The organism is Duganella sp. GW821-FHT07F09, from assembly GCF_059418705.1.
The window spans coordinates 251,007-275,223 of record NZ_JBWKQJ010000004.1; the positions used below are offsets into that span (position 1 = coordinate 251,007).

Consider the following 24,217-nt stretch of genomic DNA (forward strand, 5'->3'; position numbering starts at 1 on the left):
TAGGCCTCAACTATTTTCGACCGACCATGACAGCCCAGTCCCTTCAATCGCCATCCTCCCCGACCACCGACTACACCGGCGGCCCGCGTCTGCTAGCGGATATCGGCGGCACCAATGCGCGCTTCGCACTGGAGACCGCGCCGGGCAAGATCGAGGCGATCGAAGTGCTGCCTTGCGCCGCCTACCCGACCATCGCCGATGCGCTGGTCGCCTACCTCGGCTCGCCGGCCGTGGCCGGCAAGGGCGTCACCGGGATCCGCAATGGCGCCATCGCCATCGCCAACCCGGTGACCAGCGACATGGTGCGCATGACCAACCACCACTGGCAGTTCTCGATCGAGGCGCTGCGCCGCGAAGTGAACTTCGACATCCTGGTGGTCGTCAACGACTTCACCGCGCTGGCCAGTTCGCTGCCGCAACTGTCGGCGGCGCAAAAACACCAGGTCGGCGGCGGCGTGGCCGTGCCCGGCACGCCGCTGGGCCTGATCGGCGCCGGCACCGGCCTGGGCGTCTCGGGCCTGATCCCGGGCAAGGACGGCTGGACCGCGCTGCTGAGCGAGGGCGGCCACGTCAGCTTCTCGCCGGTCAACGCCAAAGAAGTGGCGATCCTGCAATTCGCCTGGAAGGAATTCGAACACGTGTCCGCGGAGCGCCTGATGTCCGGCGCCGGTATCGAGCTGATCTACCGTGCGCTGGCCGACCAGCAGGGCGTCACCGCCGAGCCGTTGAGCGCGGCCGACATCTCCACCCGCGCGCTGGCCGGCGAATGCCCGCTGTGCGACGACGTCATCGAGACCTTCTGCCGCATGCTGGGCACCATCGCCAGCAACATCGCCATCACCCTGGGCGCGCAGGGCGGTATCTATATAGGCGGCGGGATCGTGCCGCGCCTGGGCGAACGTTTCGATAAATCCGGCTTCCGCGCGCGCTTCGAACAGAAGGGCCGCTTCAACAAATACCTGTGCCAGGTGCCCACCTGGGTCATCACCGCCGAGTACCCGGCCTTTGTTGGCGTATCCGCAATCTTGTCGGAACGGCTTGCCGCCGCGTAAGGCAAGTTACACTTCGATGTGGCCGAAACGCGCGTTTTGCGCTTTTATCAGGTACAATTCGGCTTGTAGGATGAAACGTCATTGATTGGTTTCGCATGTTTTCGCCCGAAAATCGCGTTTCGCAGTCGCGTTTCACGTAGAAAAGCGGCGGCCTCGGTCGTCGTCGGCATGCCCCTCTCTCCCGCCCGGCGCGTATCGCCCGGGCTCGGAAAACAGCTTCAGCGAGTACTCCGGCAGGCGGCATTTTGAATGCGGCCAGTGCCTCACTGAATGTGATTGATTTCTTTCTTTGCATGACAATGCAACCACAAGATTGCTATGGATACAGCTGAGGCTAAAAGAGTCCTCGAAACCGCCTTGCTATGCGCCCATGAGCCATTGTCGATCCACAGTCTGAAGAAGCTGTATGTCGATGTCGATGACCAGGGCAGGCCGCGCGGTCCCGGAGTAGGTTCCGATACGATCAAGGAATTGCTGGAAGAACTGCGGCTCGATTGGGCCGGCAAGGGCATCGAAGTGGTCAGCCTGTCGACCGGCTGGCGCTTCCAGAGCCGCCCTGAGATGAAGCTGTACCTGGACCGGATGAATCCGGAAAAACCGCCCAAATATTCGCGGGCGACGCTGGAAACCCTGGCGATCATCGCGTACCGGCAGCCGGTCACGCGGGGCGATATCGAAGAGATACGCGGCGTCGCCGTCAATTCACAGACGATCAAAATGCTGGAAGACCGCGGCTGGGTGGACGCCATCGGTTACCGCGACGTCGTGGGCCGCCCGGCGTTGCTGGGGACGACCAAGCAGTTTTTGGATGATTTGGGATTGAATTCGCTGTCCCAGCTGCCGCCGTTGCAGCAATTGAGCGATGTGCAGGGCGGCGGTCCGGATATGGAGGCGCTGGAGGCGGCCCTGCAAGAGAACTTTGACAAAGCCGCGCACAGCGAAAGCGTCGCGCAACAACGAGATGGTACGGATAGCGAGTTGCAAGTGGCCGACGAAGCAGTAGACGCCGCGACTAGCCCGGAAGCCGGCCAGCAAGCAATCAATCACGACCATGCGCCAGATTTAACGGTTGACGCTGAGCACAACCAAGAAACGAATAATGAACAAATCTAATACCCCCGAGACAGTCAACGACGCCACCGCAGAAGTGGTCGCCAAGCCAAAACGCCGCACCAAAGCACAGATCGAAGCCGACGCGGTCGCCTCCGGCGCCGCCGAGGCCGCGCCTGCCGCCAAGGCCAAGCGCAAGCCGAAGGCTGAAGCCGCCGTTGAAGCCGCCGCGCCCGTCGCCGCCGCTGCAGTTGCCGCTCCTGCCGCCGACGCTTCCGTGCCGGTGAAAAAGCCGCGCGCCAAACCGGTCGCCAAGGCTGTCGTCGACGCTGTCCAGGCTGTTGAATCGGCGCCGCAAGCCGCGCCGGTTGAAGAAGCGGCCAAAGCGCCGGCCAAGGCGCCACGCGCCAAGAAGCCGGTCGCCGCCGTAACGGCTTCGGCCGAATCGTCCGCGCCAGCCGTGGCAGTGGAAGCGCAAGCCGCTCCTGCCGCAGCCGGTTCGGGTGCGGAGGGGCAGCCAGCCGCCCAGCGCGAGCGCAGCGACCGTGGCCCGCGCGGTCCACGCGGTCCGCGCCAGATGCGCGAGCAACGCGCGCTGCGCGAGGCGACGATGCCACGTCCGGAGCCGGTGGTCGCGGCCGAAGGCGAAGCGGCGCCGGCAGAAGAGGGCGCCGAGCCGAACGGCAAGCCGCGCAACGGGCGTGGTCCGCGTCCTGACGGCCAGCAGCGCAACGGCAAGGGCGGCCGCGGCGGCAAGGGACCGAAGCCGCAGCGCGTCCATGGCGCCTTCGGCAATGCCGGCAAGGCCTATGATGCCGACGCCGCATTCTCGTACGTCACTTCCGACGCCTTCGACAGCGAGGAAACCGGCAAGGGCCGCAACGCGCCGAAAGCCGTGCGCCGCGACCTGACGTCGGACGACGACGCGCCGAAACTGCACAAGGTGCTGGCCGAAGCCGGTCTCGGTTCGCGCCGCGACATGGAAGAGCTGATCGTTGCCGGCCGCGTGTCGGTCAACGGCGAGCCGGCCCACATCGGCCAGCGCATCCTGCCCGCCGATGCCGTGCGTATCAACGGCAAATTGCTCCAGCGCCGCGTCAGCAAGAAGCCGCCTCGCGTGCTGGTGTACCACAAGCCGGCCGGCGAGATCGTCAGCCATGACGATCCGGACGGACGTCCATCGGTGTTCGACCGCCTGCCGACGATGAAGGCCGGCAAGTGGCTGGCCATCGGCCGCCTCGACTTCAACACCGAAGGCTTGCTGCTGTTCACGACTTCCGGTGACCTGGCCAACCGCCTGATGCACCCGCGCTACAGCATCGACCGCGAATACGCGGTGCGTACCCTGGGCGTGCTGGAAGAGGGCATGCGCCAGAAACTGCTGGCCGGCGTCGAGCTGGAGGACGGCCTGGCGCAGTTCTCCAAGATCGCCGACGGCGGCGGCGAGGGCATCAACAAGTGGTACCGCGTGATCATCGGCGAAGGCCGTAACCGTGAAGTGCGCCGCATGTTCGAGGCGATCGGCCTGACCGTGTCGCGCCTGATCCGTACCCGCTACGGCGCGATGACCCTGCCAAGCAGCTTGAAGCGCGGCCGTTGGGAAGAGATGGAAGAAAACACCGTGCGCGACCTGCTGGCCGCCTACGGCGTCGACAAAAAAGGCAGCGATGCGCCGGCGGCTGCCGCGCCGCGCGGCAAAGGCCCGCAGCAAGCCAAGCCGACCGGCCAGAACAAAGGTCCGGAAAAGCGTCCGCAGCGCGGCCGCGCCGACTTCGACGACCGCGACGATGACGACGACGAGGATGATGGCGACGAGCCGAACTTCAACCGCGCCGATGTCAGCAACGACAACGCGATGCCTTTCGCCAAGCAGCAGCGCGGTCCGCGTTTCGGTAACCAGGGCCGTCCGGGCAATGGCGCCGGTGGTGCCGGCGGTCCCAACGGCGGCGGCAATGGCCGTGGCGCGCAGGGCTCGGGTCGTCCGGGCGGCAATGGCCAAGGCCAGGGTGGCGGCCAGGGCCGTCCAGGCGGCGCGCAAGGTTCGGGCCGTCCGGGTGGTCGTCCGCAGGGTATCGGCGGTTACGCCGGTGGCCGTCCGCTGGGCGAAGGCCCGGCGCGCAGCGCAGGTGGGGGTCAGGGCCGTCCGCAAGGCCAGGGCCGTCCGCAGGGTCAGGGTGGTCAAGGCGGCCAGGGCGGTATGGGCGGCGGCCAGTCGGCCAAAGGTCCGAGCCGTGGTCCGCGCCAGCCCGATCCGTTGCAGACGACTTTCGGCTTCGGCAACGCCGGCGCGCCGCGCCGCAACCAGCCGCCACGCGGTGGTGCGATCGACCATGGCATGCCGCGTCGCCGCAAGGGTTAATCCCGGCCCGGCTGCCAAACAGGCCGCTTGTTTTCTGGTCCATTGACCTTATTTGTGTTATGCGCCGATTGCGGCGCAGACCAGATAAGGTTATAATAACCAGCCTAGTAAAAGTTCTTCGCGGGTAGCTCCCAAGAATCCTTTCATCTGGCTAGGTATTACAAGAAGATGGGCAGATGCCCATTTTTTTTTTGTTAAAGCGTTTTGTACGGCCTGTTTTGAATAATTGCAAACAGGCCTTGATTTGGAGAATTTCTTGCAGCTGCCGGAACTAATTGAAAAGACCGTCATGGGTCTGGGCTACGAGCTGGTTGATGTCGAACGGGCCGAGCGCGGAGTCTTGCGCGTGTTTATCGATTTCAGCGCAGCCGACGCGGAAGAAAAAGGCCCGATCACCGTGGAGGATTGCGCCACGGTCAGCCACCAGCTGTCGCACGTGCTGACAGTCGAGAACGTCAATTACGAACGCCTCGAAATCTCGTCGCCGGGTCTGGATCGTCCGGTGCGCAAGCTGGAAGACTTCGTGCGTTTTGCCGGTTACGAGGTAATCGTCAAGCTGCGCACCGCAATGCCGGGTACGAACAACCGGAAATCGTTCCAGGGCGTTCTGCAAGAACCCCAGGGCGATAATTTGTCGTTGGAATTTGATAGCAATGATGGTCCGGCGCTGTTGGAGTTTACGCTCGCCGACGTGGATAAGGCACGCTTGGTGCCGCAGGTGGATTTTAAGGGACGCAAAGCATGAGTCGCGAAGTTTTGTTATTGGTAGACGCGCTGGCGCGTGAAAAAAACGTCGATAAAGATGTCGTTTTCGGCGCGCTGGAATTCGCGTTGGCGCAAGCCACGAAGAAACGCTATGAAGGTGAAGTCGATATCCGCGTTTCGATCGACCGCGAGTCGGGTGAGTTCGAATCCTTCCGCCGCTGGCACGTCGTGCCCGACGAGGCGGGCCTGCAACTGCCGGACCAGGAAATCCTGCACTTCGAAGCCAAGGAACAGATTCCGGACATCGAAGTGGACGACCACATCGAAGAACCGATCGAGTCCGTCGAATTCGGCCGCCGCTTCGCGCAAGACACCAAACAGGTGGTCCTGCAGCGTGTGCGCGACGCCGAGCGCGAACAGATCCTGGTCGACTTCCTCGAACGCGGCGATTCGCTCGTGACCGGCACCATCAAGCGCATGGAACGCGGCGACGCGATCGTCGAGTCGGGCAAGATCGAAGCCCGCCTGCCACGCGACCAGATGATTCCGAAGGAAAACCTGCGTATCGGCGACCGCGTCCGCGCCTTCATCCTGCGTATCGACCGCAATATGCGCGGCCCGCAAGTGATCCTGTCGCGCACCGCGCCGGACTTCATCATGAAGCTGTTCGAGCTGGAAGTGCCGGAAATCGAGCAAGGCATGCTGGAAATTAAATCGGCCGCCCGCGACGCCGGCGTGCGCGCCAAGATCGCCGTCTACACGGCCGACAAGCGCATCGACCCGATCGGCACCTGCGTCGGCATGCGCGGTTCGCGCGTACAGGCCGTCACCGGCGAGCTCGGCGGCGAACGCGTCGACATCGTGCTGTGGTCGGAAGACCCGGCCCAGTTCGTCATCGGCGCATTGGCTCCGGCCAACGTGTCGTCGATCATGGTCGATGAAGAGAAGCACGCGATGGACGTCGTTGTCGACGAGGAAAACCTGGCGATCGCGATCGGCCGTTCCGGCCAGAACGTGCGCCTCGCTTCCGACCTGACCGGCTGGAAGATCAACATCATGACGGCCGAGGAATCGGCCGACAAGGCAGCCCAGGAAACCGCGGCGGTGCGCGCACTGTTCATGGAAAAACTGGACGTCGACCAGGAAGTCGCCGACATCCTGGTGGAAGAGGGCTTTGCCAGCCTGGAAGAAATCGCTTACGTGCCGATCTCCGAAATGCTGGAAATCGAATCGTTTGACGAAGATACCGTCAACGAACTGCGCACCCGCGCCCGTGACGCCCTGGTCACCGAAGCGATCGCTTCGGAAGAAGGCCTGGAAGGCATGGACGAGGCGCTGGTCGGTCTGGAAGGCATGGACCGCATCACCGCCGGCAAGCTGGGCCTGGCTGGTATCAAGACTGTCGATGCATTTGCTGCACTGGCCTACGACGAATTTGGCGCCATCCTGGCCCTGTCCGCCGACCGTGCACGCGCACTGATTACAAGTGAATTTGAAGATGTGACCGACGATGAGATGAAGTTGGTTGACTCGAAGTACGACGATCGTGCCAAAGGCCTCCAGGCCAAGGCATGGAGTCTTGCCGAATCTGCAAAGGCATAATTTGAGTATCTTTATCATCTCCGCGACACATAGAAAAGAGGACTGAATGGCGAGTAACAACGTAGCCCAATTTGCCACCGAACTGAAGATGCCTGCAGATTTGCTGCTGACGCAGCTGCGTTCTGCCGGCGTCGAAAAAAGTTCGACGTCAGATCCATTGTCGAAAGATGATAAGGATAAGCTGCTTGATCACTTGCGTCGTACCCACGGCGCATCGGCTGATACCGAGAAGAAGAAGATCACGCTGACGCGCAAAGAAACCACTGAAATCAAGCAGGCCGACGCCAATGGCAAGGCCCGCACGATTCAGGTCGCTGTGAAGAAGGTTCGCACCTTCGTCCAGCGCGACGAGCCGGTCGCCGCTCCCGCCCCCGCCCCCGTGGCGCCGGTGGTGGACGCGGCCGAGGTGGCCCGTCGTGAAGAGGACGCCCGCAAGCAGGCCGAACTGATCGCGCGCCAGGAAGCCGAGCTGCGCGAGAAGCAAGACCGCCTGGCCAAGCTGGACGCCGAGAAGGAAGCCCAGGCCAAAGCCACGGCCGCCGCCGAAGCCGAAGCGAAGAAGGAAGCCGACGCCGAAGCGAAGAAAGCCGCCGCCAAGGCAGCCGCCGCCGCGACCAACGCCGGCGCCGCCGCAGCTGCGCCAAGCGCCAGCGATGCCGCCGCCGAAGAGAAGAAAAAAGCCGCGGCGGACGAGGCCAAGAAGAAGGCCGCCGCCGCCGCCAAGGAAGCCGCCGAGAAAGCCGAAGCCACCGACCGCGCCCGCAAGGCCGTGGCGGACGAGGTCGCCCAGATCAAGGCCATGATGAACGCGCCACGCCGCGCCATCAAGGCTCCCGAACCTGTGCCGGTTCCCGTCAAGGCCAAGGTTGCCGAAGGCACCCTGCACAAGCCTGCGACCGGCGCCGTTGCCAAGCCTGGCGACAAGCCGGGCGACAAGAAGCCGGTCACCGCCGACAAGAAGTCGATCAAGTCGGCCAATGTCTCGTCGACCTGGTCGGACGACGCCAAGAAACGCGGCGCGCCGGGCAACACCGCCAACAAGGGCCGTGGCAACACCGGTTCGGGCGGCCGTGACGGCTGGCGCAGTGGTGGCAAGAGTGGCGGCCGTCGTGGCTCGCACTCGGACGACCGCGAAACCAACTTCCAGGCGCCGACCGAGGCGGTCATCAAGGACGTGTACGTCCCTGAAACCATCACCGTGGCCGAACTGGCGCACAAGATGTCCGTCAAGGCATCCGAGGTCATCAAGCAGCTGATGAAGCTGGGCCAGATGTGCACCATCAACCAGGTGCTGGATCAGGAAACCGCGATGATCCTGGTCGAGGAGATGGGCCACAAAGCCTTCGCCGCCGAACAGGACGATCCGGAAGCGCTGCTGGCAGACCAGGGTGAGCACGCTCACTTCGAGTCCGTCTCGCGCGCACCGGTGGTGACCGTCATGGGTCACGTCGACCACGGTAAGACCTCGCTGCTGGATTACATCCGCCGCGCCAAAGTGGCGTCGGGCGAAGCCGGCGGCATTACCCAGCACATCGGCGCATACCACGTGGACACCCCGCGCGGCATGATCACCTTCCTCGATACCCCGGGTCACGAAGCCTTTACGGCGATGCGTGCCCGTGGCGCGAAAGCGACCGACATCGTGATTCTGGTGGTGGCGGCCGACGACGGCGTGATGCCGCAAACGAAGGAAGCGATCGCCCACGCGAAAGCGGCCGGCGTGCCCCTGGTTGTCGCGATCAACAAGATCGACAAACCGGGCGGCAACGTCGACCGTGTGACGCAGGAACTGGTCGCCGAACAAGTGGTGCCGGAAGAATACGGTGGCGAATCGCCATTCGTGCCGGTCTCGGCCAAAACCGGCGCCGGTATCGATGCGCTGCTGGAACAGGTTCTGTTGCAGGCCGAGGTTCTGGAACTGAAAGCCCCGGTCGACGCGCCAGCGCGTGGTCTGGTGGTCGAAGGCCGTCTGGACAAGGGCAAGGGCCCGGTCGCGACGATCCTGGTGCAGTCCGGTACCCTGAAGCGCGGCGACGTGATTCTGGCGGGCTCCTCGTATGGCCGCGTTCGCGCGATGCTGGACGAGAACGGCAAGCCGATCAACGAAGCGGGTCCTTCGATCCCGGTCGAAATCCAGGGTCTGACGGAAGTGCCGCAAGCCGGTGAAGAAGTAATGGTCATGGCTGACGAGCGTAAAGCCCGTGAGATCGGTCTGTTCCGTCAAGGTAAGTTCCGCGACGTGAAACTGGCCAAGCAGCAAGCCGCGAAGCTGGAAAACATGTTCGACCAGATGGCCGAAGGCGAAGTCAAAAACCTGCCGATGATCATCAAGACCGACGTGCAAGGTTCGCAGGAAGCACTGGTCAGCTCGTTGCAGAAGTTGTCGACGTCGGAAGTGCGCGTACAAGTCGTGCACGCCGCGGTCGGTGGCATCACCGAGTCGGACGTCAACCTGGCGGTGGCCTCGAAAGCGGTCATCATCGGCTTCAACGCCCGTGCCGACGCACAGGCGCGCAAGCTGGCCGAGTCGAACGGCGTGGACATTCGCTACTACAACATCATTTACGATGCGATCGACGAGATCAAGGCGGCGTTGTCGGGCATGTTGGCGCCGGAGAAGCGCGAAACCGTTATCGGTCAGGTCGAGATTCGCCAGGTTATCCTGGTCTCGAAAGTCGGCGCGGTTGCCGGTTGCCTGGTCACCGATGGCGTGGTCAAGCGCGCCTCGTCGGTACGCCTGCTGCGCAACAACATCGTAGTGTGGACCGGCGAGATCGACTCGCTCAAACGCTTCAAGGACGACGCGAAAGAAGTGCGCGCCGGTCTGGAGTGCGGCCTGTCGCTGAAGAACTACAACGACATCCAGGTTGGCGACACCCTGGAAGTGTTCGAAGTTCAGGAAATCGCCCGTACGCTGTAATCGTTACGGACAGTAGGACTAGGTAGAGTGGACGGGGGCAACAGCCCCCGTCCACTTGCCGTTTATGGAAAGCAGTACCGAATCATGGCAAAACACAGTAAAACCATCCCGCAGCGCGGTCAGCGCGTCGCGGACCAGATCCAGCGCGATCTGTCCGAAATCATCGCCTACGAGTTGAAAGACCCACGGGTCGGCATGATCACCATCACCGAAGTGCAGGTCACGCCGGACTATGCGCACGCGAAGATCTTCTTCACGATGCTCAAGGACAGCCCGGAGCAGGTCAAGCAGACCGTCGAAGGCCTGTCGGCGGCCGCCGGCTACATGCGCGGCCAGCTAGGCAAGCGCTTGCACATCCACACCTTGCCGGCGCTGCACTTCGTGCACGACACGTCGACCTCGCGCGGCATGGAATTGTCGCTGCTGATCGACCAGGCCAACGCCACGCGTTCGCTGGACGACGACGAAGCCAAACCGGCCGACGAGAAAAAAGACGGCGCCGAATAAGCCTTTTCGGCCCCATCCATGAAGCAAAATCATCCTAAAAAAGTCCGCGACCTGGTCGACGGCGTGCTGTTGCTCGACAAGCCGGTCGGCTTCTCGAGCAACGATGCACTGATCAAAGCCAAGCGCGTGCTCAACGCCAAGAAGGCCGGCCACACCGGCACGCTGGACCCGTTCGCCACCGGCTTGCTGCCGTTGTGCTTTGGCGAGGCGACCAAGTTTTCGCAGGACTTGCTGGAAGCGGACAAGACCTACGAGACCACGGTGCACCTGGGCGTGACCACCGACACCGGCGACACAGAGGGCGAGGTCATCGACACGCGCGACGTCAACGTCACACTGGATCAGATCCACGCGGTGCTGGAAAAGTTCCGTGGCCCGATCGCGCAAGTGCCGCCGATGTACTCGGCGTTGAAGCGCGACGGCAAGCCGCTGTACGAATACGCGCGCGCCGGCATCACCCTGGAGCGCGAGGCGCGCAACGTCGTCATCCACAAGCTGGAGCTGGTGTCGTACGAAGCGCCGTTGCTGAAGTTGACGGTCACGTGCAGCAAGGGCACGTACATCCGCGTGCTGGGCCAGGACATCGGCGAAGCGCTCGGCTGCGGTGCGCATTTGAACGCGCTGCGCCGCACGCAGGTCGGCCCGCTGACGATGGACAACATGATCACCTTGGAAGCGCTGACCGCGCACGCAGAACCGTTGAGTCTGCTGGCCCCGGTCGACGCCTTGCTGGCCAGTTTCCCGGCGGTGCAATTGAATGCCGAGTTGGCCAAACGCTTCCTTAACGGCCAGCGGCTGGCGCTGGGCAAGGAGCCGGTCACGGTGCCGGCGGAGCAGGGCAGGGTGCGCGTCTACCTTGACGACAAGCTGCTCGGCACCGCGATGCTGGGTGAATACAGCATCCTCGCGCCGGAGCGGCTGATCGCCTTCACCGCGCCAGAGGCGTCCATCTAAAACACGTAGGGCGGATTAGCGCGCAGCGCGTAATCCGCCGAGCGCCGCCGACGGCCCAAAGATGGCGGATTACGGCGTGCCGCCTAATCCGCCCTACGTGATCCCTCGATTCATCCATGCCGCCGGCCGAGAGTGTAAGCACCACAAAGCAACTCTTTGAAAATACTCGATTTTTTTAAGGAGTTGCAACGCAACATGCTATACTACGCGGTTCCAGAAATTGGCTAAGCAGTTGTAGCCCACGAACATCCCGGAATACCCCCCGTACAGTTTGTACGCACCCGCAGTTTTTCAGCAAATATAACGACCATGTCTACTACAAAACGCGCAATTCGCAACATCGCCATTATCGCCCACGTTGACCACGGCAAAACCACCCTCGTGGATCAGCTGCTGCGCCAGTCCGGCACCTTCCGTGAAAACCAAGCGGTCGATAACCGCGTCATGGACTCGAACGACCTCGAAAAGGAACGCGGCATTACGATTCTGTCGAAGAACTGCGCGGTTGAGTACGAAGGCACCCACATCAACATCGTCGACACCCCGGGCCACGCCGACTTCGGCGGCGAAGTGGAGCGCGTGCTGTCGATGGTCGACTCCGTTCTGCTGCTGATCGACGCGCAGGAAGGCCCGATGCCACAGACCCGCTTCGTGACCCGCAAGGCACTGGCGCTGGGCCTGAAGCCTATCGTCGTCGTCAACAAGGTCGACCGTCCGGGCGCACGTCCTGAATGGGCGATCAACCAGACCTTCGAACTGTTCGACAAACTGGGCGCGAACGATGAGCAGCTGGACTTCCCTATCGTCTACGCCTCGGGCCTGAACGGCTACGCCGGCCTGACCGAAGACGTCCGCTCCGGCGACATGAAGCCGCTGTTCGACGCCATCCTGGAACACGTTCCAGTGCGCGACGACAATCCGGAAGGCCCGCTGCAGATGCAAATCACGTCGCTGGACTACTCGTCCTACGTCGGCAAGATCGGCATTGGCCGCGTCAACCGTGGCACCGTCAAGGTCGGCCAGGACGTCCTGGTCATCAATGGCCCAGGCGCCACCCCGATCAAGGGCCGCATCAACCAGGTGCTGAACTTCAAGGGCCTGGAGCGCGTGCTGGTGGACGAAGCCGTCGCCGGCGACATCTGCCTGATCAACGGTATCGATGAAATCGGCATCGGTTCGACGCTGTGCGCGGTCGATACCCCTGACCCGCTGCCAATGCTGACCGTCGACGAGCCGACGCTGACCATGAACTTCATGGTCAACAACTCGCCACTGGCCGGCCGCGAAGGCAAGTTCGTGACCTCGCGCCAGCTGCGCGACCGTCTGGACAAGGAACTGAAAGCCAACGTCGCGCTGCGCGTGGCGCCAACCGACGACGACACGATCTTCGAAGTATCGGGCCGCGGCGAGCTGCACCTGACCATCCTGATCGAAAACATGCGTCGCGAAGGTTTCGAGATGGCCGTGTCGCGTCCGCGCGTGGTGTTCAAAATGGTCGATGGCGTGCGCCACGAGCCGTTCGAGCAACTGTCGGTCGACGTTGAAGAAGCCAACCAGGGCGGCGTCATGGAAGAACTGGGCCGTCGTCGTGGCGACCTGCAAAACATGGAATCGGACGGCAAAGGCCGTGTGCGTCTGGAATACCGTATTCCTGCGCGCGGCCTGATCGGCTTCCAGGGCGAGTTCATGACCCTGACCCGTGGTACCGGCTTGATGAGCCACGTGTTCGACGCCTACGCTCCGGTCGACAACACCAAGGGCGAACTGGGCGGCCGTCGCAACGGCGTGCTGATCTCGCAGGACGACGGCGCCGCCGTGGCCTACGCCATCTGGAAACTGCAGGATCGCGGCCGTATGTTCGTGGTCCACAACGACCCGGTGTACGAAGGCATGATCATCGGTATCCACTCGCGCGACAACGATCTGGTCGTCAACCCGATCAAGGGCAAGCAGCTGACCAACGTGCGTTCGTCGGGTACCGACGAAGCGGTGCGCCTGGTGCCGCCGGTTCAGATGTCGCTGGAATACGCCGTTGAATTCATCGACGACGACGAACTGGTGGAGATCACCCCGAAATCGATCCGTCTGCGCAAGCGCTTCCTGAAAGAGCACGAGCGTAAAAAAGCATCGCGCGAATCCTGATCGGTTTCGTCGCTTGACAAGAAAACCCCGGCCTCCACGGAGCCTCCGGGGTTTTTTTTCGTGGCAGCGGATTCAATTGCCTTTTTACCAGTGCTGGAGTAATTTGACGCATGGCAGCATAAATCAGTATTGAGGAGCCTCAAGGTGAGTGACGAAAAGTTGAATCCGTGGTCAGGCTGGCCGACCAATCCCTTCGCTCTCGCCCGGCAGGCGACCGACTATTGGGTCGATGCCTTCCAGCGTAGCGTGCTGTTCATGGACGTGCTGCGCCAGCGCGGCGACGAGCGCAATCTCCGCACAGAAGAGACCGCTCCGCACGTGCTCAGTTTTGCTTTCGAAGTCATTATGGACGGCCGCGACTTCGAGCGTCCCGTCAACTACGGCCTGTGCTATATCGCGCCGCCGGACGGCGTGGCCCCCGATCCATCGAAGCGTCCGTTCATCGTGTTCGATCCGCGCGCCGGCCACGGCCCCGGCATCGGCGGCATGAAGCAGGACAGCGAGATCGGCGTCGTGCTCAAGGCCGGCCATCCCTGCTATTTCGTCGGCTTCCTGCCCCATCCGGAGCCCGGCCAGACCATCGAGGACGTGTGCCGGGCCGAGGCGAAATTCATCGCCCATGTGGCCCAATTGCATCCGCAGGCCGACGGCAAACCGGCGCTGATCGGCAATTGCCAGGCCGGCTGGCAAATCATGATGACGGCCGCGCTGCAGCCGGACCTGGTCGGTCCGCTGGTGCTGGCCGGGGCGCCGCTGTCGTACTGGGCCGGCGTGCGCGGCAAGAACCCGATGCGCTACCTGGGCGGCGCGCTCGGCGGGACGTGGACGACCACCTTGGCGGGCGACCTCGGCAACGGCATTTTCGACGGCGCGCAACTGGTCGAGAATTTCGAGAAGATGAACCCGTCGAACACGATGTGGAGCAAGAACTACAACGTTTATTCGAAGATCGACACCGAGGCGGCGCGCTTCCTGGAGTTCGAGCGCTGGTGGGGCAATCCGGTGCTGCTCAACGCCGGCGAAATGCAATACATCGCCGACTCGCTGTTCGTCGGTAACCGCCTGAGCGACGCCGCACTGCTCGACAGCGAAGGCCGCCGCATCGACCTGCGCAACATCAAGTCGCCGATCGTCGTGTTTTGCTCGTGGGGCGACGACATCACGCCGCCGCAGCAGGCGCTCGGCTGGGTGCTGGACCTGTACGAGGACGACGCCGCGCTGGTCGCCGGCGGCCAGACCATCATCTACTCGATGCACCAGAGCATAGGACACCTGGGCATCTTCGTCTCGGCCTCGGTGGCCAACAAGGAGCACGAGGAATTCACGGCCGCGATGGACATGATCGACATCATGCCGCCGGGTTTGTACGAAGCGGTGTTCCTCGACAAGGACGAGGAGATGCTGCAGGCCGAGATCGCGGCGGGCGACATGATGGGCGGCGACTTCGTCATGCGTTTCGAACGGCGCGGCCTGGACGCGCTGCGCGCGCTGGGCGGCAACGACGCCGAGGACGATCGCCGTTTCGCGACCGTCGCGCGGGTGTCGGAAATCAACCAGGGCCTGTACCGCCAGTTTGTCAGCCCGATCGTCAAGAGCATGGTGACGGAAGAGAGCGCCGAACGGCTGCGCGAGTCGCACCCGTTGCGCTTGCGCTACACGGCGTTCTCCAGCAAAAACAAACTGCTCGACGGCATCCCGGCGTTGGCCGAGAAGGTCAGGGCGCAGCGCCGTCCGGTGGACAAGGACAACGTCTTCCTGCGGATGCAGGAACACATGTCGAAGCAGATCGTCGCCACGCTGGACGCCTATCGCGACGCCCGCGACGAGGCGACGGAGAAGTTCTTCCTCAATGTGTATGGCTCGCCGGTGTTGCAGGCGCTGGTGGGCTTGCGCTCCGACGCGGGCGCGCCGCGCCGCATTGGCCGCGACCTGGCGCATGAGGCGGCGCTGAACGCGTTCCGCGCGGCGGCCGCGACCAAGACGGCCGAGGGCGGGGCGACGGAGGCGATCATACGCGGCCTGCTGTACATCTATCGCAGTCCGGAGATGAGCGCCGCCGACGAGCGCGCGTTCGCGACGATACGCCAGCTGCGCTTGCGCACGTCGGACGACGAGGAGTTGAGTGTGACGCAATTCAAGACCATCGTGCGCGAGCAGTATCTGATGTTGCAGGTCGATGAGGAGGCGGCGATGCGCGACCTGCCGCTGTTGCTGCCGGACGAGCCGGAAGCGCGCGCGGCGGCCCTGGGCATCGTGCGGCAAGTGGCGGGCGCTACCGGTACCCTGGTCGGCGACGGCGCCGTGCGGCTGGAGCGCGTGGCGGAGATGTTCGGCCCGCAGGCGCCGAAGCTGGCCGTGGTGCGCAAGAAGAAAAAGGAAGCGTAAGCCGAGAAACCACGGAGACACGTAGGGCGGATTAGGCGGCACGCCGTAATCCGCCAACGCATGCGCTGTCGAAACGCACGCATTGGCGGATTACGCTGCGCTAATCCGCCCTACGTGTTTCCGAGGTGTTTTTAAGGTATGACCGAGGTGTTTTAACAGAGGTACCCCGAGGCCGTTACGCGGTGGTCCGCAACTCCTTGCGCATAAACACGCTCATCGGATCGTCCAGATAATCGCCGAACGCGCCGCAGCGTCGGAAACCTTGCCGCTCGTACAGCCCCATCGCCTCCGGCTGCGACGGCCCGGTCTCCAGCACCATCTGCGCGCAACCGGCTTCCACCGCGGCCTTTTCCAGCAAGCTCAGCAAGCCTCGCCCGGTGCCCTTGCCGCGCCCGGCGGGGTCCACATACAATCGCTTGATCTCGCCATATTCCGGCGACAGCACGATCGCGCAGCAACCGACGATCTTGCCGGCGGCACCGCCCTCGCGCGCCACGGCAAACTTCACATGCGGCTCCATCAACGACGGCAAATCCAGCGCGTAGACCAGTTCCGGCGGGTACAGCGAAAGTTGATACGCGTCGAGATCGGCGATCAGGGAGATGACTTCAGGCTGGTTCGGGGTTTCAAAGGCGATATGCATGGGATGATCGGTCATTTTGTTGGACGGTAAATCCAGTATAATGGATAACATGGATATAAACAAATTAATTGCGGGCCGTGTGCTGGCCCTGCGCGAGGCGCGCCAACTGTCGTTGACGGCCCTGGCCGAACTGAGCGGTGTGAGCCGTTCCAACATTTCCCTGATCGAACGGGGCGAGAGCAGCGCCACCGCCACCGTGCTCGACAAGCTGGCCGGCGCCCTCGGCGTGACACTGGCCTCGCTGTTCGAGGCCGGCGACAGCTCGGCCGCGCCGTCGCCGCTACGCCGCGCCGCGGAGCAGCAAGTGTGGACCGACCCGGCCTCCGGCTACGTGCGGCGGCACTTGTCGCCGGCGGCGCGCTCGCCGTTGCAACTGGTCGAGGTGGTGTTCCCGCCCGGCCAGCGCGTCGTCTATGAGCGCATGGCGCGGGCGTCGGACATCCACCATCAGATGTGGATGCTCGAAGGCGTCATGGATATCTCGTGCGGCGAGCAGCAATGGCGTCTGGAAGCGGGCGATTGCGTGGCGATGCGCGAAGATCAGCAGATCATCTACGCCAATCCCGGCAGCCGGCCGGCGCGCTATCTGGTCGGTTTGGTGACCTTGCCCTTCACCGCGCCGGCTTAGTCTTTCGACGCTGCGGAAATGGTCTTGCTCACCTTGCCGGTGTCATCAAGCATTTGAATTTCGGCGATGCCAGCGGCGCTGACCTGCAGCTTCATGCGCACCCGGCCCTGGGCATCCTTGAGTTGCAGCGACGAGTCCTGGTTGCGCGTTTTGCCCAGCCATACGCGGTTGGTCCCCAGGCGGCCTTGCTCGGTCAGTTTTTGCCAGTACGCGCGCCGCTCGTCGGCCGGCAGTTTGCCGGCCTCTTCCCGGAAGCCGCGCTGGTCCTCGAACGATGTCACTTTGAAATACGGAACGTCGTTGATGATGAGGGCGGTCTGGTGATCCGTCGCGCTGTCGGTATTCAGTAATTGGAGCGCCTGGTCCTGGCGGAAACGGTCGAAGGTCAGCGACAGGCCCGACGAGATTTTGCCGTCCGGTCCGATGGCGCCTTTCTGTATCAGGCCGCCGTTCTCGGTGCCTTCCTCGTTCACGAAGAGCATGCCGGCAAAGCTGCCCCGATCGGGCCGCGCGCCTTCCTTGCCCTGCATGAAATCGCCGGGGAACTGCGCCCGGTTGGAAAGGACGATGCGCTTGGTGCCGTCCGGCTCGACGATGTTGATGCGGCCGACGGTGATCTCGTCGAAGTGCTCATGTTTGGGCGGCTGTTTGGCGCCGCTCAACAGGAATACGGCCGCCAGGGCGCTGGCCATCGTCGTGGCTCCCGCAAAGAAGGTTCGGATTTGTGACACAAGGTGCTCCTTTTCTCGTTAGTTGACCGGCTTTTCCGTGCCGGCGGCCGCTTTGCGCATCCGCCATCCGACGATGAGCGTTAGCCCGCCGCAAACGGCGAGCACGGCGCCCAGATACTGCAAAATCTTGTTTGCTTTCGACCGGACGCGGCGGATATTGACTTGCTCGAACTTGCGTCTGCCGTTGCCCGCCGATTCGAAAAACACGGTGCCGCGATCCCCCCAGAATTCGACGGTGGACACCCGTACCCGCTCCGTCTTGAACTCGGCCAGCCGCCGCGCGCGTTCGGCGCCGTCGATGGTGTTGGCCTCCAATTGCAACGCCAGGGTGGCTTCGAACTGCTCGAAGATGTTTTCCGACTCCCCGTCCAGGATCACGCCCTGGGACACGTAGCGATACTGATCGTTGGGGAAGAAGATGCCGTCATTGGCCGCCAGCATCAGGGCGAAGCCGAGGGCGCCGGCGGCGGCCGCGCCGTACCAGTATTTCCTGGTGTCGTGAACCTTGCGCGTGGTGGCCCCGTTCAAAAAAAGGCCGACTTCGGGAACGTGGCGCAGCGAGGTCTGCAAGACCTTCTTGTCGATATCGGCCAGGAAGTGCGCCGCGTCCAGTTCCAGGGCCTTGAGAATCGCGCTGAACATGTCGGCGGAGGGTTGCGATTTATCGTTCTCGAGCTTGGACAAATACGATTGTTCGATGCCGATCGCCTCGGCGAACTGCGGTTGGGTGAGGTTTTTTTCCGTTCTGATCCGTTTGAGCTTCTCGCCAAAATTCATCGACCTGACCTTTTCCTGTGTGGGGGGGGGACACGCGCCACGGTGCGCAGCGTCTGAGTTGTATTCTTGTGGATTCCACAACGAATAAGAAGCTGAATATAGCGGAATATCGATGAATATTGCAAATTCGGCCACATGTGGCCCCCTGTCGATGGCGCCGGGAGTGCCGGTCTTCGCCGGAGGTTTCGCTGTATAATGACGACCCTCATCCGTTTCCCGTAGCAGCCGCCATGACTATCATCGATCAGCCGACCACCGATACAGCCGCAGCGCCCGGCGTCAAGCCGAGCCGCCGCCTGTCGGTCGCGCCGATGATGGACTGGACCGACCGCCACTGCCGCGTGTTCCACCGCCACATCAGCCGCCACACCTGGCTGTACACGGAGATGGTCACCACCGGCGCGCTGGTCTATGGCGACGTCGAACGCCACCTGCGCTTCAACGACGAAGAGCATCCGGTCGCGCTGCAACTGGGCGGCAGCGATCCGGCCGACCTGGCCACCAGCGCCAAACTGGGCGAAAAATGGGGCTACGACGAGATCAACCTGAACTGCGGTTGTCCGTCCGAGCGCGTGCAGAAGGGCGCCTTCGGCGCCTGCCTGATGGCCGAGCCGCAACTGGTGGCCGATTGCGTCAAGGCCATGCGCGACGCCGTCAGCATCGACGTCACCGTCAAGCACCGGATCGGCATCGACCAGACCGAAAGCTACGACTTCGTCCGCGATTTCGTCGGCACCGTGGCCGACGCCGGTTGCAAAACCTTCATCGTCCATGCCCGCAACGCCATCCTCAAGGGCTTGTCGCCGAAGGAAAACCGCGAGGTCCCGCCGCTGAAATACGACTACGCCTACCGCCTCAAACGCGACTTTCCTGACTTCGAAATTATCATCAACGGCGGCATCAAAACCGAGGCCGAGATCGACGAGCACCTGCGCCATCTGGACGGCGTCATGCTGGGCCGCGAGGCGTACCACAACCCGTTTGTGATGGCCACGTTCGACCAGCGCTACTACGGCGACGACAGCGCCAGCAAGTCACGCGAGCAAATTCTCGAGGTGATGATTCCCTACATCCAGGCTCAACTGGCGCAGCACGGCGCCAAGGGCCTCAAACTCAACAGCATCACCCGCCACATGCTGGGTCTGATGACCGGATTGCCGGGCGCGCGCGCCTTCCGCCAAGTGTTGTCCGATTCCAAAAAGCTCGCCGCCGGCGACGCCAATCTCCTTCTCGAAGCAGCCGCCCGGCTGCGCAGCGCCGCCTGAATCCCTACAGGCGGGGCCGGATTTCCTACAATTCGGCCCTTGATGCGATGAAACTGTTGGTATTTCCACGCAGAAATTTAAGATGAGTAAAGTAGTGGCATTTTTTTCTTGCTTTGAGGAAAAATTTGCATCTATAATTCATCAAATACCACACATTTCCAACGCCATCCGACCGCATGTTGCTGCGCAAAAACTACACCCAAGGCTTTGTGTAGCGCTAAGTTTTGCATTCGCAGTCATTGTTTGCTAATGTCATGTTTTATTGATGTGCGGCAATGAGTGTGCGGATAGTGTTCTCGTACCAACGAGGCAGTTCAGGGCAAATTCTTATCAACAGTGTCACTTACGAAGAGACGAAATGAATTTAGCAAAAATGAAAGTCGGAACGCGCCTGGGCCTCGGATTCGCCCTGGTACTGCTGTTCCTGATCGCCGTGACCACGGTCGGCATCTTCCGCATGGCACAGATCCAGGACCGCCTGGACCACGTCATTAGCGTCAACAACGTCGTCTCGCGCCTGGTGATCGACATGCGCGCCAACGTCAACGACCGCATCAGCTCGCTGCGCGTGCTGACCCTGATGACCGACCCGGCCGACATGGAACCGGAACTGAACCGCGTCAAGGAACTGGCCGGCAAGTACACCGAAGCACAGAACAAGTTGAGCGCCAAATTCGCGATCGAAGCCATCCCTGAAGAAAAAGCCCTGCTGGCCACCATCAAGGAACAGGAAGGCCTGGCCATGCCGGCGATCGCCAAGGCGACCGAACTGTGGTTGGCAAGCAATGCCGAAGGCGCGACCCGCGTGCTGATCAAGGAAATCCGTCCTGCCCAGAAAAAATGGATGGCCGCGCTGGACCAACTGGCCACGCTGGAAGACAAGCTGAACGCCGACATGCAGGTCGACGCCGCCAAGGGCTTCTCGAGCGGGCGCACCTTCATGATCATCATGGGCCTGCTGGCGGTCGGTATCTCGATCGTCGCCGCGCTGGTCATCACCCGTGGCCTGCTCAAGCAGTTGGGCGGCGAGCCGGACTACACCGCCTCGATCGCCAGCAGCATCGCCAACGGCGACCTGGCCGTCGCCATCGACACCAGCGGCAACGACAAGGACAGCCTGCTGTTCGAAATGAAGGAAATGCGCAACAGCCTGGTGGACATCGTCGGCCAGGTCCGTTCGGGCACCGAAACCATCGGCACCGCCTCGCGCGAGATCGCCGCTGGCAACATCGACCTGTCGGCCCGCACCGAGATGCAGGCCAGCTCGCTGGAAAAAACCGCCTCGGCGATGGAAGAGTTGACCTCGACCGTGAAACAGAACGCCGACAACGCCCGTGAAGCCAACCAGTTGGCGTCGGTGGCGTCGGACGTGGCGATCAAGGGCGGCAAGGTGGTGTCGGAAGTGGTCAACACCATGAGCTCGATCGACGCGTCGGCCAAGAAGATCGTCGACATCATCGGCGTGATCGACGGTATCGCTTTCCAGACCAACATCCTGGCGCTGAACGCCGCCGTCGAGGCGGCCCGTGCCGGCGAACAGGGCCGCGGCTTCGCCGTGGTGGCGTCGGAAGTGCGCAACCTGGCCCAGCGTTCCGCTGGCGCCGCCAAGGAAATCAAGATGCTGATCGACGATTCGGTCGAGAAGGTCGGCGCCGGCACCAAGCTGGTCGGCCAGGCCGGCGTGACGATGGATGAGGTGGTCGCCTCGGTGCGCCGCGTGACCGACATCATGAGCGAGATCGCCAACGCCAGCCAGGAACAAAGCGCCGGCATCGAACAGGTCAACCTGTCCATCATCGAGATGGACAGCATGACCCAGCAAAACGCCGCGCTGGTGGAAGAATCCGCCGCCGCAGCACAAAGCTTGCAAGACCAGGCCTCCGAGTTGTCCCGGGTGGTCAGCATCTTCAAGCTGGTGGAAGGCGAGGAGCGCGTTGCCGCTCCGGTATTTACGCCAGCCCCGAAGGCAGTGGTCAAGCCGATCACCGCCGCCCGCGCTCCTGTGAAGAAACTGGCCGCCAAGCCAACCGCAGCGATCGCCAAACCGAAGAAGGTCGTCAACGCCGCGAGCAGCAACGGCGCCGACGAGTGGGAAGAGTTCTAAGCTTGCCTCGGCCTGCTGTCGCCCATTGCGACACGTGTGCGGGCCTTGGCGTCTATCTAATCAGTGTCTAAAAATAATTGTTGGGAAATACAAATGAACAAGTTTTCGATCATCGCCGCCGTCGTTCTGTCCGCCGTTTCCGCCGTCACCATCGCCGCCGAAGTGCCGGCCTCGGTCGACGCCAAGAACTGCAAGGCCGAATACCCGAAGGCATCGCTGATGAATGAAGAGCAGGGCGACGTCAAGATGGCGTTCCTGGTCGGCGCCGACGGCAACGTCGTCGAGTCGAAGCTGGAAAAGTCGAGCGGTTTCAAGAACCTCGACAAAGCGGCGCTGAAAGCGCTGAGCGGTTGCAAGTTCAAGCCGGGCACCAAGGACGGCGCGGTAGCACAGACCTGGACCAAGGTCGACTATAGCTGGAAGCTGTAACACCTGTCTCAAGTGGCCATGCCGGGGCGCATGGCCGATTGCCGAATCCATCCACTAGGGGAAATCAGATGTCTACAAATAAGCGTTGGTTGAGTGTGGTTGCAGCAGTGCTCGTGTCGAGCGTTCCAGCGGCGTTCGCCGCCGAAGTGCCGGCCAGTTTCGATGCCAAGAGCTGCAAGGCCGAATATCCGAAAGCGTCGCTGATGAACGAAGAGCAGGGCACGGTATCGATGTCGTTCCTGGTCAAGGCCGACGGCTCGGTGTCCGATTCCAAGCTCGACAAGACGAGCGGCTTCAAGAACCTGGACAAGGCCGCCATCAAGGCGCTGAGCGCCTGCAAATTCAAGCCGGGCACCAAGGACGGCGCGCCGGCCGAAACCTGGACCAAGGTCGACTACGCCTGGAAGCTGGACTAAGCATAGTCCCGCAGGGCAATACCAAAGGGAGCCGCATTCGGCTCCTTTTTTTTCGCCCGTACTATTACGTGTAACAAGCTGTAATCTGGCTGCGGACGCGCTAAACTTCCTTATATAGTACGATTCTGGAACAAGGAGATTTGCCATGAAGATTATCTTTGCCGTGGTCGGCGCGTTGGCGGCGCTTACCGGGTGCGCAGTGCAGCAGCCGTATTACACCACCGCCCAGGTACAGGATCCCTACCAGTGGCGCACCGTATCCGTGACGCCGTCGAACCGCGCCCCGGGCAGCGCGCCGACGACCGTCTACACGACCGAGGAACTGCCGGCGCCGAGCTCGCGCGTGGTTTACGCCCAGCCGACCACCACCACCACCTATGTCGTCGCGCCGCCGGTCTACTACGCGCCGGCGCCCGTGTATTACCAGCCGGCGCCATCGTATTACTACCCACCGGTCTCGATCGGCCTGGACTTTTCGTTCGGCCGCTATTGGGGCGGGCATCGCGGACGCGGTGGTTGGGGGCGTGGCGGCTATCGCCGTTGATCGCCGGTTGCTGATTCAACCGCGGACACAAAAATCCCGCCATGCCTCATCGGGCCTGGCGGGATTTTTACGTCCGTCCGGGAATTTATGCCGTGCCTGGTCGCCGGCGTATCGGGGTATTAGCGCAGCACGTAGACCGATGCCTGGCCCAGTGCGTTACCCTCAACCAACACATAAGTCGAAGCGCATGCAAGACTGAGCAGGAAAGCGCCGTATGCGAAATGGAGATAGCGTGCCATGACAGACTCCCGGATTTTGGGTGAGGGTTGTTGATGTCTCCAGAATAGTCTTAAGGCTACATTAAGAACATCAGCAAAATGTCCGACAGCGTGTAGGACAACACGCCGTCTCTATCTTTTTGCCAACTTCTTATTTAATTTTCCACAATACGACCGGGCCGGCCGGGGCGGTGTCGGCGGCATTGGAGATTTCGAGCCAGCGCTGCAGGCCTTCCGGCTGCTTGAGGTGGATGCCCATACCGTCGATCAGGCCGACTTGATCGAGCATCTTGGCGTCGATCTTGGCCTTGGAGACGGTGGGCGCGCCCATGACCATGCGGTCGTAGGCTTTGCGCGCCTTGTTTTCCCATTTGTGCAGGCTGCTGTCCTCGAAGCGATTGGCTTCGAAGTAGACGGTCAGCGAGCCGTCCGGGTTGCCGTAGCCGACGATGCCCGAGCCACTGCGGATGGCGCTGTTGCTGCCGGGGTCGAACAGTTCCGAGGGAACGAACACGCCGGCGCGGCCGTCGATGTCCGGACGGCCGACGGGCGTGTCTTTGCTATAGGTACTGACTTCTGAGAGGGATTTTGGTTCAGACATGGCTGCGCTGTAGGTGAGACTTAGATGACGTAATTCGGGGAGCGAAGTGAACGCTGGTTGGTGCCGAAAGGCATACTTATTGTAGCGTCAATCTAGTGCCATTGGGCAATGGCTTGCAAAATATTCTGGCAATGAGGGAATGGATTTCGTAGGGCGGTTTAGGCGGCACGCCGTAATCGGCCAAT

At 62.3% G+C, this 24,217-nt stretch carries 20 protein-coding genes; 16 read left to right on the plus strand and 4 right to left on the minus strand.

Features of this window, described 5'->3' with window-relative positions:
* Nucleotides 1–26 precede the first annotated feature (26 nt).
* From AC07P1_RS12580 to AC07P1_RS12625, 10 genes are all read left to right on the plus strand, one after another.
* Nucleotides 27–1,052 (plus strand): glucokinase, encoded by a 1,026-nt coding sequence (locus AC07P1_RS12580; protein ID WP_494696130.1) that lies wholly within the window; start codon nt 27–29, stop codon nt 1,050–1,052.
* Between the two features lie 318 nt (nt 1,053–1,370).
* Nucleotides 1,371–2,165 carry an SMC-Scp complex subunit ScpB gene (scpB, locus tag AC07P1_RS12585; protein ID WP_315221184.1) on the plus strand — a complete coding sequence of 265 codons (795 nt, stop codon included), beginning with the start codon at nt 1,371–1,373 and terminating at the stop codon, nt 2,163–2,165.
* Nucleotides 2,152–4,461: a pseudouridine synthase gene (locus AC07P1_RS12590; protein ID WP_494696131.1), complete on the plus strand. Its 2,310-nt coding sequence runs from the start codon at nt 2,152–2,154 to the stop codon at nt 4,459–4,461. The genes scpB and AC07P1_RS12590 overlap by 14 nt, the downstream gene beginning before the upstream one ends.
* Before the next feature lie 256 nt (nt 4,462–4,717).
* Complete coding sequence (gene rimP, locus AC07P1_RS12595; protein ID WP_315221180.1) at nt 4,718–5,206, plus strand: ribosome maturation factor RimP; 489 nt, start codon at nt 4,718–4,720, stop codon at nt 5,204–5,206.
* On the plus strand, nt 5,203–6,768 hold the full coding sequence (gene nusA / locus AC07P1_RS12600) for a transcription termination factor NusA (RefSeq protein ID WP_090316017.1): 1,566 nt from the start codon (nt 5,203–5,205) through the stop codon (nt 6,766–6,768). The genes rimP and nusA overlap by 4 nt, the downstream gene beginning before the upstream one ends.
* Before the next feature lie 46 nt (nt 6,769–6,814).
* Complete coding sequence (gene infB, locus AC07P1_RS12605; RefSeq protein ID WP_494696132.1) at nt 6,815–9,688, plus strand: translation initiation factor IF-2; 2,874 nt, start codon at nt 6,815–6,817, stop codon at nt 9,686–9,688.
* Between the two features lie 84 nt (nt 9,689–9,772).
* Entirely contained in the window at nt 9,773–10,195 is a 423-nt protein-coding gene (gene rbfA, locus AC07P1_RS12610) for a 30S ribosome-binding factor RbfA (RefSeq protein ID WP_494696133.1), read from the plus strand.
* Nucleotides 10,196–10,213: 18 nt separating this feature from the next.
* Nucleotides 10,214–11,149 carry a tRNA pseudouridine(55) synthase TruB gene (gene truB / locus AC07P1_RS12615; RefSeq protein ID WP_494696134.1) on the plus strand — a complete coding sequence of 312 codons (936 nt, stop codon included), beginning with the start codon at nt 10,214–10,216 and terminating at the stop codon, nt 11,147–11,149.
* A 309-nt stretch (nt 11,150–11,458) separates the two neighbouring features.
* Complete coding sequence (typA, locus tag AC07P1_RS12620) at nt 11,459–13,291, plus strand: translational GTPase TypA (protein WP_494696135.1); 1,833 nt, start codon at nt 11,459–11,461, stop codon at nt 13,289–13,291.
* Between the two features lie 144 nt (nt 13,292–13,435).
* Nucleotides 13,436–15,676, plus strand: coding sequence for a DUF3141 domain-containing protein (locus AC07P1_RS12625; protein WP_494696136.1), 2,241 nt, complete (start codon nt 13,436–13,438; stop codon nt 15,674–15,676).
* 175 nt (nt 15,677–15,851) lie between these two features.
* On the opposite strand, the gene AC07P1_RS12630 is transcribed toward AC07P1_RS12625, so the two are convergent.
* A complete protein-coding gene (locus AC07P1_RS12630) occupies nt 15,852–16,319 on the minus strand; it encodes a GNAT family N-acetyltransferase (RefSeq protein WP_494696137.1) in 468 nt (155 codons plus the stop codon).
* Between the two features lie 49 nt (nt 16,320–16,368).
* Here AC07P1_RS12630 and AC07P1_RS12635 point away from each other — a divergent pair, with 49 nt between their 5' ends.
* A complete protein-coding gene (locus AC07P1_RS12635; protein WP_494696138.1) occupies nt 16,369–16,947 on the plus strand; it encodes a helix-turn-helix domain-containing protein in 579 nt (192 codons plus the stop codon).
* Here AC07P1_RS12635 and AC07P1_RS12640 read toward each other — a convergent pair.
* On the minus strand, nt 16,944–17,678 hold the full coding sequence (locus tag AC07P1_RS12640) for a hypothetical protein (RefSeq protein ID WP_494696139.1): 735 nt from the start codon (nt 17,676–17,678) through the stop codon (nt 16,944–16,946). The two genes, AC07P1_RS12635 and AC07P1_RS12640, sit on opposite strands and share 4 nt — an antisense overlap.
* An 18-nt stretch (nt 17,679–17,696) precedes the next feature.
* On the minus strand, nt 17,697–18,590 hold the full coding sequence (locus AC07P1_RS12645; protein ID WP_494696140.1) for a helix-turn-helix domain-containing protein: 894 nt from the start codon (nt 18,588–18,590) through the stop codon (nt 17,697–17,699).
* 95 nt (nt 18,591–18,685) lie between these two features.
* On the opposite strand from AC07P1_RS12645, the gene dusA reads away from it, so the two are divergent.
* The 5 genes from dusA (at nt 18,686) to AC07P1_RS12670 (ending at nt 23,213) form a co-directional block, all read left to right on the plus strand.
* Nucleotides 18,686–19,720, plus strand: a complete 1,035-nt coding sequence (dusA, locus tag AC07P1_RS12650) for a tRNA dihydrouridine(20/20a) synthase DusA (protein WP_494696141.1) — start codon at nt 18,686–18,688, stop codon at nt 19,718–19,720.
* A gap of 358 nt (nt 19,721–20,078) precedes the next feature.
* Nucleotides 20,079–21,824, plus strand: coding sequence for a methyl-accepting chemotaxis protein (locus AC07P1_RS12655; RefSeq protein ID WP_494696142.1), 1,746 nt, complete (start codon nt 20,079–20,081; stop codon nt 21,822–21,824).
* Between the two features lie 93 nt (nt 21,825–21,917).
* On the plus strand, nt 21,918–22,253 hold the full coding sequence (locus AC07P1_RS12660; RefSeq protein ID WP_471704580.1) for an energy transducer TonB: 336 nt from the start codon (nt 21,918–21,920) through the stop codon (nt 22,251–22,253).
* A gap of 68 nt (nt 22,254–22,321) precedes the next feature.
* On the plus strand, nt 22,322–22,669 hold the full coding sequence (locus tag AC07P1_RS12665) for a TonB family protein (protein WP_315221152.1): 348 nt from the start codon (nt 22,322–22,324) through the stop codon (nt 22,667–22,669).
* Between the two features lie 145 nt (nt 22,670–22,814).
* On the plus strand, nt 22,815–23,213 hold the full coding sequence (locus AC07P1_RS12670) for a hypothetical protein (RefSeq protein WP_494696143.1): 399 nt from the start codon (nt 22,815–22,817) through the stop codon (nt 23,211–23,213).
* A gap of 369 nt (nt 23,214–23,582) precedes the next feature.
* Here AC07P1_RS12670 and AC07P1_RS12675 read toward each other — a convergent pair whose 3' ends face one another.
* On the minus strand, nt 23,583–24,032 hold the full coding sequence (locus tag AC07P1_RS12675) for a hypothetical protein (protein ID WP_494696144.1): 450 nt from the start codon (nt 24,030–24,032) through the stop codon (nt 23,583–23,585).
* Between the last annotated feature and the right edge of the window lie 185 nt (nt 24,033–24,217).